The sequence below is a fragment of the Leptolyngbya sp. Heron Island J genome, from assembly GCF_000482245.1.
Lineage (GTDB): Bacteria > Cyanobacteriota > Cyanobacteriia > Phormidesmidales > Phormidesmidaceae > Leptothoe.
Map to the genome: position 1 here is coordinate 41,407 of NZ_AWNH01000036.1, position 12,747 is coordinate 54,153.

General features: G+C 48.4%; 9 protein-coding genes. 4 read left to right on the plus strand and 5 right to left on the minus strand.

Going from position 1 to position 12,747, the window contains the following annotated elements:
• Window positions 1–595 precede the first annotated feature (595 nt).
• Both N836_RS49635 and N836_RS49640 read left to right on the plus strand, forming a co-directional pair.
• Window positions 596–1,552 carry an RNA polymerase sigma factor, RpoD/SigA family gene (locus N836_RS49635; protein ID WP_023072222.1) on the plus strand — a complete coding sequence of 319 codons (957 nt, stop codon included), beginning with the start codon at window positions 596–598 and terminating at the stop codon, window positions 1,550–1,552.
• Window positions 1,553–1,698: 146 nt separating this feature from the next.
• Entirely contained in the window at window positions 1,699–2,682 is a 984-nt protein-coding gene (locus N836_RS49640; protein WP_023072223.1) for an aldo/keto reductase, read from the plus strand.
• A gap of 31 nt (window positions 2,683–2,713) precedes the next feature.
• On the opposite strand, the gene N836_RS73180 is transcribed toward N836_RS49640, so the two are convergent.
• Window positions 2,714–6,733: a PAS domain S-box protein gene (locus tag N836_RS73180; RefSeq protein ID WP_023072224.1), complete on the minus strand. Its 4,020-nt coding sequence runs from the start codon at window positions 6,731–6,733 to the stop codon at window positions 2,714–2,716.
• Between the two features lie 192 nt (window positions 6,734–6,925).
• Between N836_RS73180 and N836_RS49645 the strand changes: the two genes are divergently transcribed.
• Window positions 6,926–7,723, plus strand: a complete 798-nt coding sequence (locus tag N836_RS49645; RefSeq protein WP_023072225.1) for a peroxiredoxin-like family protein — start codon at window positions 6,926–6,928, stop codon at window positions 7,721–7,723.
• A 63-nt stretch (window positions 7,724–7,786) separates the two neighbouring features.
• Here N836_RS49645 and N836_RS49650 read toward each other — a convergent pair whose 3' ends face one another.
• Window positions 7,787–9,439, minus strand: coding sequence for an FAD-dependent oxidoreductase (locus N836_RS49650; RefSeq protein ID WP_023072226.1), 1,653 nt, complete (start codon window positions 9,437–9,439; stop codon window positions 7,787–7,789).
• Between the two features lie 135 nt (window positions 9,440–9,574).
• On the opposite strand from N836_RS49650, the gene N836_RS49655 reads away from it, so the two are divergent.
• The gene (locus N836_RS49655) at window positions 9,575–10,384 is read left to right on the plus strand and encodes a phytanoyl-CoA dioxygenase family protein (RefSeq protein ID WP_023072227.1); all 810 of its coding nucleotides are present in this window, start codon (window positions 9,575–9,577) and stop codon (window positions 10,382–10,384) included.
• On the opposite strand, the gene N836_RS76450 is transcribed toward N836_RS49655, so the two are convergent.
• The 3 genes from N836_RS76450 to N836_RS49665 all read right to left on the minus strand — a co-directional run bounded on the left by N836_RS76450 (window position 10,375) and on the right by N836_RS49665 (window position 12,731).
• Entirely contained in the window at window positions 10,375–10,530 is a 156-nt protein-coding gene (locus tag N836_RS76450; RefSeq protein WP_023072228.1) for a hypothetical protein, read from the minus strand. The genes N836_RS49655 and N836_RS76450 overlap by 10 nt on opposite strands.
• 302 nt (window positions 10,531–10,832) lie before the next feature.
• Window positions 10,833–12,251 (minus strand): ferredoxin:protochlorophyllide reductase (ATP-dependent) subunit N, encoded by a 1,419-nt coding sequence (locus N836_RS49660; protein ID WP_023072229.1) that lies wholly within the window; start codon window positions 12,249–12,251, stop codon window positions 10,833–10,835.
• A 123-nt stretch (window positions 12,252–12,374) separates the two neighbouring features.
• A complete protein-coding gene (locus N836_RS49665; protein WP_023072230.1) occupies window positions 12,375–12,731 on the minus strand; it encodes a DUF5331 domain-containing protein in 357 nt (118 codons plus the stop codon).
• Between the last annotated feature and the right edge of the window lie 16 nt (window positions 12,732–12,747).

The window sequence follows — 12,747 nt, forward strand, 5'->3', positions numbered from 1 at the left end:
AGAGAACGCGCCGTGGCTATAGTGCCTTTCACTCAGATTTCTAAGCTTAATCGTTACAAACTGGCTCAAAATAACGCAAATAGAGTCTAGAAACTTAATAAAGTCACTCATTAAGCACCAGTCTCTTAAAAAAGAATTCATGACTTCTTCGTACTTTTGTCACGGATGATGCAGCCCAGCCCATGTAAACCAATTACTCTAGACCTGAAATTAGCAAGCTCAAAATTAAAGTTAGAGATTACACTAGAAGAATAAAAATTAATTCTAATAAACGTTACATTACTTAAAATATGGTAGTCTAGATTTACTATTAAAGCAGCATCACTACTCAGTTAAGCAGCACGTATGGTTTTACCCCTGATTTAACGCTCGAACCATTGCCCTGTTCATTTATGTAGTTGTCTTAAGTATTTGCAAATCTTCTCCTTGATTACGAAACATCTTGCGGACTCGCTACGACTGGTGTTTCAAGGGTTTTCAGGTATTTTTACTCCCATACGTTTTTGTTTGCCTTGCATCTGTGTACCGTGTCTTCCGCTGCTCTTTTCAATGGAGCATATTGATCTCTCTCTGTAGTCTGTGATTTCTCATATTTATGAAAGCTGCTCAAACATCCAGCGATTTAGTTCGCACATACCTTAAGGAAATTGGGCGAGTACCGCTATTAACCCACGAGCAAGAAGTTGTTTATGGGAAGCAGGTTCAAAAGCTCGTGGCTTTGCAGGTTTACAAGACTGAGCTTGAGGAACGTCTGGAGCGTGAGTCTAGCAAAGCAGAATGGGCTGAAGCCGCTAATATTTCCCTAAATGAGCTAACTCGAGCCATTGATGCGGGTGAATTGGCCAAGCGTCGGATGGTGGAAGCCAACCTGCGTCTAGTTGTGTCCGTTGCGAAAAAGTACATTAAGCGCAACGTTGATTTGTTGGATTTAATCCAGGAAGGCACCATCGGGATGCAGCGTGGGGTGGAGAAGTTTGATCCACTCAAAGGCTATCGATTTTCCACCTACGCTTACTGGTGGATTCGTCAGGCCATTACTCGTGCAATTGCGGAGAAGAGTCGGACCATTCGTCTACCGATTCACATCACCGAGAAACTCAACAAAATTAAGAAAGCGCAGCGTCAGTTATCTCAAAAGCTGGGTCGGGCCGCCACAGTGGCAGAACTAGCCGAAGAGGTGAGTCTGACGCCCAAGCAAGTACGAGATTATTTAGAAAAGTCTCGTTCTCCCTTATCTCTTGATCTGCGCATCGGTGATAACCAGGATACCAATCTAGGTGATTTGCTAGAAGATCCGGGGCAATCCCCTGAGGACTATGCAACCCAGTCCTTGTTGCGTAAAGATTTAGATCGGTTAATGGCAGAGCTGACACCACAGCAGCAGCGGGTGCTCAACCTCCGATTTGGTTTGGATGATGGCAAGCACATGACCCTAGCCAAAATTGGTGAACTGCTCAGCATCAGCCGCGAGCGCGTACGCCAAATTGAGCGTGAGGCACTGACTCGATTGCGCAAGCGTCAGGCGGATATGCGTGAATATTTAGCCAGTTAGTGGGGAGATATTTCAGGCAACGCTGCATATGTAATAAGCCTAATTGGCTCCTGTTAACGGGTTAAGGGTAGGTTGCAATCTAATCAACAAAGGATGCGTAGCAGCGCATCCTTTGTTTTTATGGTTAAGAACATAGGTGGGAGATTATGGAAAATATGGCTGAATCACCGCAGGTATCAGCGCACCCAGTCGTAAAATTAATACCCAACGGACCTGAGATCCCCCCTCTGGGTGTTGGCACCTGGTCATGGGGAGATTCTTTATTTTGGCAGTATGGCAAGGACTATGGGGCCAGCGATGTCCAGCGGGCCTTTCAGGTATCCCTGGCAGCTGGGATTACCTTTTTTGATACGGCTGAGGTGTATGGTTTGGGTAAGTCTGAGGAATTACTGGGGCAGTTTATCCAAGCAACAGAAACTCCCGTCATGGTGGCAACCAAGTATTTTCCTTTGCCATGGCGGTTTAAACCTCAGGCGGTTGCAGATGCCCTCACAGCCAGCTTGAAACGACTACAGCTGCCGACGGTAGCACTCTACCAAGTTCATTGGCCTTTCGACTTTTTGATGGGGCAGAAGGCTTTGATGAATGCTCTGGCGGATGAGGTCAAGCAAGGACGGATTCAGTCGATTGGTGTGAGTAATTATTCAGCCAGTCAGATGCATCAGGCCCATGGCTACTTGGCTGAACGGGGGATTCCCCTGGTGGTTAATCAGGTGCAATATTCTCTTTTACATCGCAAGATTGAGTCCAATGGCGTACTCAGTACGGCGAGAGATCTGGGGATGACTATTCTGGCCTATAGTCCCTTAGCCCAGGGATTGGTAACTGGTAAGTATAGGGTTGAGACTTACCAGACACCTGCCGGAGCCCGTCGTCTTGATCCTCGCTTTAGTAAAGATGGGTTGCGCAAAATTGAGCCCCTGATTAACGTGCTGCGAGAGATCGGCAAGGGCCATGATAAAACACCGGCCCAGGTAGCGCTGAACTGGTTAATTGGTCAAGGCAATGTGGTGCCGATTCCAGGGGCAAAAAATGCTCAACAGGCAGAACAAAATGCGGGGGCATTGGGATGGTCGCTGACATCAGATGAACGGCAACAGATTAGCGAGGTCAGTGCTGCCTGGCGTTAGCTAGTTTGAAAAACGGAGGAATAGCAGCTTCCTATTGTTTGATGGGGAGGGTAATTGTAAATGTGGTGCCCTGGCCTGGAACTGAATCATAGCCAATGGTACCGCTATGGGTTTCGGTAATGATCTGGTAACTAATGGATAAACCGAGGCCAGTGCCTTTCCCTACAGGTTTGGTGGTAAAGAAGGGATTAAACAGATATTCGCTGGCGTTTTGGCTGATGCCAGGGCCGTTGTCGGTAATTGCGATCGCAATGGCTGGTTGATTCAACTGGCTCAAAAACTGAGTTCGAATCACAATGGTACTGGGCTCATGTTCCATCTGTTGCCAGGTGCGTTGTTGATCGCGTTCTTCTAGAGCATCCACTGCATTACTCAACAAGTTCATAAACACTTGATTGAGCTGTCCGGCATGGCATTCAATTTGTGGCAGCTCGCCATAGTCCTTCACCACTTGAATGTCCGGACGCCAATGCTGCGCCCGCAGACGAGTTTTGAGGATAGTCAGAGTACTATCAAGTCCGTCATGCAGGTCAACCTGCTTAATTTCTGCCTCATCCAGCCGGGAAAACAACCGCAGGGATTTAATAATTTCTCGGATACGCTCAGTGCCCACCTCCATAGATTGAAACAGCTTGGGCAAATCCTCTTTAAGAAAGTCCAGCTCAACTTCATCCATCATGGCCTGAATATCAGCGGGAGTCTGAGGATAATGGTACTGATAGCTCTCAATCAGGTGTACTAAATCGTGGGTGTAGTTTTTGGCATGGGTGAGATTACCATAGATAAAATTAACCGGATTATTAATCTCATGGGCTACACCAGCCACCATTTGGCCAAGACTGGACATTTTCTCGCTCTGCACAAGCTGAGATTGCGCCCGCTGTAGTTGATTCAGCAGTACTTCTAATTCCTGGGCGCGGGCCTCGGTTTGGGTCAATAAATCCGCCTGATTTAAGGCAATTTCTAATTGGGCAACAACCGATTTAAGCAGCTTGACCTCATCTGTTAGCCAGGGTCGGATCCCCTGGCTATGAAGACAAGAAATGATGCCAACTTGCCCAGATTCCGCCTTGACCGGCAGTACAAGCATGGATTTATTCCCTAAGCCAGTCAAAATCCTCTGGACCTCTGCATCATGAATAGTGTCAATATCATCCAATCGTAAAATTTGTTGGTCTAAGATTCTATCCGTCAGCGACCCAAAAATTGTGGCCGTATATCGACCAATAAAGCTAGGTAAATGAGGTGCCTGGACCTCTGCGATCACATCCCAATAGGTTTGGTCGTGGGTTTCGACATACCAGGCAAAATGACAGCGGTCTACCCCCAGAAAAGCCTGAATTTCTCGAACCGCAGTATTAATAATGAAATCTAGATTGAGAGATGTCCGAATTTGGTTGGCAATTTGGTTGAGTAATTGTTCACGCTGAGCCTGTTGTTGAATCTTCTGATTTGAAGCAATTAGGGCTTTCTCAACCTGCATACGTTTTATTTCTGCACCGACACGAGCTGCAAAAATCTCTAAAATAAATACCTGCATCTCCACGCCTGCTTCCATGGGCTCAGTATTAATGACAGAGATATACCCCAAAAATTGATCGCTGGGGCCTAGAATCGGGATGCCCACATAACTTTCAGCATTGAGGTTAGCCAGTTCTTTGTCGTCGGGAAAATGTTTTTGAACTGAATGGCTATAGCGACAAACTGCATGGGTCTGAACAATATTGGCGCAGGGAGTGCCCACTAAATTGTATTCAAAGTTGTCGCCAAGGTCAGTATCATTCCAAAAGGCCACGGTTCTACCTAGCAGATGGTCGCCAACGTCAATCACTTCGGCAATCAGAGCATAGCGCACACCTAAGGCCAGGGCTAAATGTTTAACGCAGGCCTGGAAAAATGCCTCACCGGTTTGGGCGGCGGTTCCTTTAACAATGGCATGGAGAGCTTGTTCCTGACGTTTCCGTTCGGCTTCTAGCTGCAGTCGCTGAGTAATGTCGCGCAGGATACATAGGGCATGGGGACGACCTTGATACAAAAACGGAATCCCCTTAATATCCAGCTCAATTAAGGTGCCATCACGATGGATATTCGTGGCATGAGCGCTGTAGGTATGTCCGGCTTGTACAGCCGTCATCAACTGTTGATAAATATGCCGAGAATCGGGATGAACATAGGTTTCAGGTGAATGAGTGAGAAATTCTTGATAAGAGTAGCCGTGCATTTGATAGCAGGCTGGATTTGCCTCTAACAGTTTTCCAGTTTCCAGATTCAGAATTCCTAGGCCATCGGTAACAGTTTCAAAAATCTGACGATATTGGGCTTCTTGCTGACGTAAGCGTTCTTCGGCCCGTTTACGATCGGTAATATCGCGAGAGACACCTACGGTGAGGATGATGTCCCCTTGGGAATTGCGAATTGCGGATTTGATGGTGTTAAACTGTCGAACTTCGCCATCATGACGGGTGACAGGTTCTTCTATTTCAATGGGTTGCCCTGATGTAAATACATGGGCATCGTCACGGGTGTAGCGTTTTGTGTAGTCAGGAGGGTCAAAACCGACATTAATCTGATTCGGGAGATCCTGGTTAATGCCGTAGTAGTCTCGAAATGCCTGATTTGCCCAGACTATATGGGATTTCTCACGTTTTACCAACACCATATCCGTGATGGAATCGAGAATTTGCTGGTACTTAACTTCACTCTCCTGGACCGCTTGTTCTGCCGCTTTGAGATCACTAATATCTCGCATCACTGAGGACAAGAATTCGAGATTACCATCCTCATCTCGATGGGCCAAAATCACTTGGGAAACAGGGAAGTCTCGACCACTTTGGCTGCGTAGATAGGACTCCCCTTGCCACATACCCGTTTGGATTGCCGTTGGCAGTGCTTCGGCCTCAATTTTTTTGAGGGTTTTGGCTGGATGACAGAATTGAATACTGGCCTGTTGCAAATCCTCTGGGGCAATTTCTAAGAGTGTTTGTCCGGCCTGGTTGAGGTAGAGGTGATTGCCCTGGGCATCCCAGATACCGACAATATCAGGGGTGGCTTCAAGGATTGATAGCAGCCGTCGCTGTTCTTTTTCGGCTTGTTTGCGATCGCTAACCTCAATGATCAACCCGTCCCACACAATCGCATCATCTGGCTTGTGCTCTGGTCGGGCAATGGTTTGCACCCACTTCAGCTGACCACTGGGGGTAATAATCCGATGCTCGTGATGGAACCCCGACAGGGTCAGGGCAGAGACCTGGATGGCCTGCTCCAGGGCGTCGCGATCGCGATCGTGCACTAAATCAAAACACCGCAGGAAATCATCCGGTTCCAGCTCATGGATATCACGACATCCTTCCGACACATAGGGAAATGAACGCGTGCCATCAGCCGCCAGCCGAAATTGAAAAATCAGCCCCGGTAAATTGGTCGCTAGCCGTTGCAAACGGGCCTGGCTAGTTTGTAGTTCCTGGGTTCTTTCGTCAACCCGCCGTTCCAATTCTTCATTGAGCTGTTTTAACTGATTTTCGGCTTCAATCCGAGCCGTAATCTCCATAAAGGTGCCTAAAATGCCAACAACGCTACCTTTCGCATCATGAAGTGGAATTTTATTGGTTTGCAGCCAGGATTGACGACCATCCGCCTGGCGTATGGGTTCGATAATGCCTAATTCAGGGGTATCCGACTCCATCACCTGGAGATCGCACTGCCGGAACCATTTCGTTTCTTCCGGTTTCCAAGGCAAATCAAAATCAGTTTTGCCAATAATTTCCTCCGGGGAGTCTAAACCTGCAGCCTGACTAAACTGACGATTACAGCCGAGATAAACAGAGTTACGATCTTTCCAAAAGGCTGCTTCTGGCATATGGTCTAGAACCAGCCGCCAGGCCTGCTCAGAGGGTCGGGTTTGCACGTTGTGTAGCTGCTGACGCACCTGCTGCAGTTCTTGGATCGTTTGCTGATGGGTGGTTTGAGTCTCAGCTAATTGACGTTGTAGCTGACGATTTTCAGCCTCTAGCTCAGCCACTCGTTTCTGATATCTTTCCAAGTCGTCAGCCATCAGCCTTTTGCATGGGATAGAGCAGTTGGATTGCTAAATGATAGGCAGATGCGGTATTCGATAGATTTTCCCTATTGTAAAATTAAAAAATCACTACAACACTAGATTCAATTATGGCCGCATCCTGCCGGTCGATACCTTAGTTGTTCGTGGGATTAGGTTCCTGATCCGCTATCTTGGAGAAAAATTACGGTGGCTGTCAATACATTATTAGAAACTGCCAACAAAACAGCCATTTTTGAAGTTTTAAGTCAGGTGCGACGACAGCGAGTCAGTGATGGTGCAGAGACTGCACTGGTGACGCCGGATCTCAAACAGCTCATCTTAGTCTGGCCCCAGCTAGGGGATTTTGATAGCTTGGAATATGCCTGGTGGCTGCAGCGAGGGACAGAGCAACTCACTGAGAAAGGGCTGACAGTCAGAGCTGTGGGCATTGGCGATCGCAACTCAGGCAAAGCATTTTGTGCCTACACAGGGTTCCCCGAAGAGTCCCTATGGTTAGATCCCCATGGCGCTCTACATCAGGAATTAGGCCTCTATCCAGGACTGACGTGGACCTTACCAGGGTTCAATCAACGTCAAAATGCCTGGCTGAATCTATTGCTAATGTGTGCGGGCATTGGCAGCCCCGGTACCCTGGCAGAGGTATTCCGTGGCTATCTTGGCGATCGCCATGCGCCTCAGCTCATTGAGGATGATGAAGTGGTGCAGGCCACTCCGCTACCCCCAATTAAAGGAGATTTTTTTAAGCGGGCTGGAGGCAAAGGGTTCCAGCGACCGTTTGAGTTAGCGACGCTGCGGCTGCGGAATATGGCCGAGGTACTGGGTAAGTGGAACACCTATGTCCCGGATGTGAGTCACATTACCCAGCGGGGAGCCACCTATGTGATTGACCAAGGTGAGGTGATCTATCAGCATTGCGATCGCAATATCCTTGGCTTTGCTAGTAATATGAGCCGTCCGCTTTCATTCCTGGAAGATCTCCCCTAAGCCAACTCTGCTGACGTGATGGCAGCAAAGCCATATTAAACAGGGGAAAGCTTAAATTCAGGATTAGACATTGGCCAGGTGTCGATGCACAAACTGCACACATATCGAGCCTTCACCCACACCAGAAGCCACACGTTTTACCGAACCATGACGGACATCTCCCACCGCAAAAACCCCTGGCACATTTGTTTCTAACAAAAACCGATCTCGCTCTAGCGGCCAAGACAGCCCATGGGGAATATCCGGTCCGCTATAGATAAAGCCGCGCGGATCTCGCTGAACAACGCCATCGAGCCAGTCTGTACTAGGAGTTGCCCCGATGAAGATAAATAATGAATTGGTCTTAAATGTTTTCACCTCACCCGTCTGAGAATCTTCGACCAAAATCTCTTCGAGCCGGTCGTTCCCTTTAGCCTCAACCACACTGTGAAACGGCATCACCTCAATGTTGTCAGTACCAGCAATCTGGTCAATTAAATACTGCGACATACTCTTGATCAGCGACTCACCTCGCACCAGCATCCGCACCTGGCGAGCATACTTCGAAAAGTACATAGCTGCCTGGCCTGCTGAGTTGGCACCGCCGACTACATACACATCCTCATCCTGACAGGCCGCTGCTTCAGTTTGGGCCGCACCATAGTAAACCCCAGCCCCGGTAAACTGTTCCACACCTGGCACACTCAACCGTCGCCACGCCACACCCATGGCCAAAATCACGGTATGGCAGCTAATTTCACTGCCATCTGATAGCGTCACAATCCGGTAATTATCCTCCAACCGAATGCCCCTTGCCTCCTGGGGGGTGAGAATTTCGACCCCAAATCGCTTGGCCTGGGTGACTGCGCGTCGAGCTAAATCACCACCGCTTAAGCCCACTGGAAACCCTAAATAATTTTCAATACGGGAGCTGGTACCGGCCTGCCCACCGGGAGCCTCCCGTTCAATCATCACCGTACGCAATCCTTCCGAAGCGGCATAGACCGCTGCCGCCAATCCTGCCGGGCCGCCACCCACTATCACCAGGTCATAAAACGGATTTGTCGCCGTCGTTTGCATACCTACCTGCTGAGCAAGATCAGCCGGGGTGGGCTTCACTAATTTCTCCCCACTGGGTAAAAGCACCAGCGGCAAACATGGGTTGTCCTTCTCTCCTGCATAGGTAACTAGCTGTCGAGCTTCCTGGTTTGATTCAATATCTAACCAGCGATAGGGTACCTGATTGCGAGAAAGAAAATCTCGCAGCGCATGGGAATCGGGCGACCAGCGATCGCTAATCACTTTTACTCCCTGAAAAACCGGCTTAAATGTTGCTTGCCAGTCTTGTAACAGATCATCTAGGACAGGGTATAGCTTCTCCTCCGGCGGGTCCCAAGGTTTGAGTAAATAGTAATCTAGCTGTGCCATATTAATGGCATCGATGGCCGCATTGGTATCCGCATAGGCCGTCAACAATGCTCGCTTAGCCCTGGGAAAAATTGCTGATGCCTCGTTTAAAAACTCCACACCGCTCATACCGGGCATCCGCTGGTCAGCTAAAAATAGGGCCACCGTATTGCCGCGTAGCTTCAGCTGCTGGGTGGCGTCCAATGCTGTTGCCCCCGAGTCAGCCCGCACAATGCGAAAGCGCTCGCCGTACCGCTGACGCAGGTCACGGGCAATGGTTTGTAATACGGCAGGATCATCATCAATCGTCAGAATAACAGGCTTATCCATAGTGGGGGGCTAAAGTGGGGGGCTAATTCGTTGCTCGCATTCTTACAAATTCTAGGTATTCTTTGCATGAGAATGACTAGACTTTAATCATAAAAAGAATCAGCCGTTAGATACAGTCATTTCCTACCAAAACCGATGGATGCGCGTACACAGTTTAAGCACCAGGGTCACACTATTCTGAAGCAGTTCTTGGGGGCGGATGAAATCCAACAAATCACCCGTATTGTTAACCGCATCTATGAGCAATGGCGGGCGGAAAATTATTATGCGCTAGTTGAGCAACAGCTCATCAACATGCACTCGCTCACCCATCCTCAATATTTCCAGGGCTGCGGTCAGGAACGAATTGAGTTTTTTGAACTGATCGCTTCGGTCAAACTGACTCATGCCATGCAACATCTCTTCAATACGGAGATCTATTTTCACAATACGCAACTCTTTTTTAATCCCCATAACAATGAGAAACAACCTTACTGGCACCGTGACTTGCAATACAGTCCGATTACAGATGCTGTGCAAGAGGCTGAACACAACAATATGCTCAGCCTCCATATCCGCATTCCCCTGGTGGCCGAAAAAGGCGTGGAACTGATTCCCGATACCCACAACCGCTGGGATACCGAACTCGAAAAAAATGTACGGTTTGAACTAAATGGCCATAGCAATTCTGAAGCGTTGCCTGACTCTGTAATAATCGAGCTACACCCTGGAGATATATTAATTTTCAACGCCCAGATGATTCATCGAGGCAACTACGCGCTAAATCCTACCCGCAAAGCGTTAGACCTCTGTTTAGGGAAGCCTCACCCTTTAGTGGAGGGGTTTTTAGACCCCATGGGGTTACCAACCGATGAAGAAATAAATCACATTCATAATCGCACCTGGTACGACCTGGCACGAGAGCTAGCCGCTACTCAATCTAAGAATAAAAGTGCCTACCTCTGAGCAGCCTGTTTGAAAAACGGTTTTGGGGCTTTAGATGTCAATGGACAAGACCAAGCCACCTGATGGCGCTCAAACCCATAGAGTTCTGCTAACTGCATGGGAGAGAGTTCTGGTACAACGCTGCTTTTAGAACGATTGTTGTTCATTTTGAACCCCTCAACTGAATTCTCGTGTCATCAATATGAAAGTCAAACTCTTACCAAGCAGGTTATTAGTCAATTTGTATTTTTCAGGTCTGGCCGCTAAGTAAGGTGGTCATGCTTCAATATTAAGGATTGAGGCTCTCTTTTTCCACTTTTGGGTAAAACTAAGTAAAGACCCCCAAACTTTACGTTTAGGGGTCAGAACACCTTAAAAAAATTAAGGGTTATGTGTCTAGGGAGAGTTTTGGAAATATGTTTTGAGCCATGGGCTGCTGCAAGCCAGGGACGCTCTCTATGGCGGGTGATTAAACGTTAGCTTCTTCCCTCACCAGTTTATTCCACCCTAATTCTTTTAAGTTGCTGTTTCGGCGTAGCGGTCGGGTAACCAACTCAAGAATATCGCGAGTATTGGCAAACCCGTGGATCTGAGCAAAGGTAAACTCCACAGACCATTTGGTGTTAATCCCTCTGGCTTCTAACGGATTAGCATGGGCCATACCCGTAATCACTAAATCGGGTTCAATTGCCAGGATGCGCTGAATCTGATTGTAATTGTCCGGCTTTTCAGTAATCTTGGGTGTTGGCACGCCCATTTCTTGACAGGTTTTCTCCAGCAACAGCAGTTCGGCTCCCTGGTAGCGCTTATCCATATAGGGAATACCAATTTCCGGCACGGTCATACCACAGCGGATCAAAAAGCGGGCCATGGCAATTTCCAGTAGATTGTCGCCCATAAAATAAACGGACTTGCCACGAATCAGGCTGACATAGTCTTCTACTGACTGCCAAATTTGGGCTTCGCGTTCTTCGAGCCCCTGGGGTTCTATGCCTAAAACTGAACAGATTTTTTCAACCCAGGCGCGGGTGCCGTCAGGCCCAATGGGGAAAGGCGCACCGATCACCTTGGCTTTACGTCGTCGCATCAGTGTGGAGGCGGTGCGTGACAGGAATGGGTTAACTCCCGCTGCAAAGTAGCCTTCCTTGATGACGGGCAGATCGGTGTAGCGGTTGGCAGGCAGCCAGCCAGAGACCTTGACTCCTTGCTTTTTGAGTTCCAGGGTGAGCTGAGTGACTACTGGATCGGGGACAGATCCAAAGAGTACGAGCGGTGTATGGTCGTGATACTCGGCAATAGCTTCGTCCGGGGCTGCAGCTTCGGTTTTGCGACCCATGGCAAATAGCTTGCTAAGGCCATTGCGATCTTGCTTCTCAGATTCTGGGACTTTAGCCGCAGGCTCCTCAGTGGGACAACGCTGGGCCATAGCTGCCAGCACCGTGTCTTCTCCTTGAGTAAAGGCGTAGTCTAGACCGTTAGCACGAGCGACGACGATGGGAATGCCGATTTCGTCTTCTAGCTTAGGGGCAATGCCTTCCAGGTCAGTTTTGATAATTTCGGTGGTGCAGGTGCCAATCCAAACAATGACGCTGGGGTTGCGATCGCGTTTAATCTGCAAACACAGCCGCTTCAGCTCCTCATAATCATTCAGTTTGGCAGAAATATCCCCTTCTTCCAGCTCAGCCATGGCATAGCGCGGCTCAGCAAAAATCATCACCCCCATGGCATTTTGCAAGAAATAGCCACAGGTCTTAGTGCCAATCACCAAAAAGAAGCTGTCCTCAATTTTTTGATACAGCCAGGCCACACAGCTAATCGGGCAAAACGTATGATAATTGCCCGTATCGCAATCAAACTCAAGGGCAGAAGTATTCGCAGTTGTTGTCATCGTGATTAACGTCCTTAGAACAATATAGATATGCTGGAAAGACATCGCCAAGAAACGTAGGAGGCCTTTCCAGTAAGTGTTCGCCGGGAAATAATCCGATAGGGTGTACTTTGTTAACTCGGCTTAGAGCCCTTCCAATCCTTCTAAAAGCGGAGGTTCTTCACCCGGTGAAGCATCCAACGTTGGGCCATCATCACCGTTGCCGTCCAACGCCATCTCGGGATCAAAATTTAGACCCAACACCTCAACCAGGGCATCTTCATCGGAGTTGAGCTTATAGAACGGCACCATCAGGTTAGACAGTTTAGGTTCTATCGCATTGATGACCCCCAAAATTAGCAGCGAGGATGGCCGACGACCACCGTCAGGCGTTCTAACGGAGACGTTGCTCATCTGTAGCTCTAACCAGGCACGATTATCTTGTACATAGTTCAACCACTTTTCGCGGATGGCGGTGGTGAAATTCTCAAAAAAGGCCATATCTTGAGACTGTTTC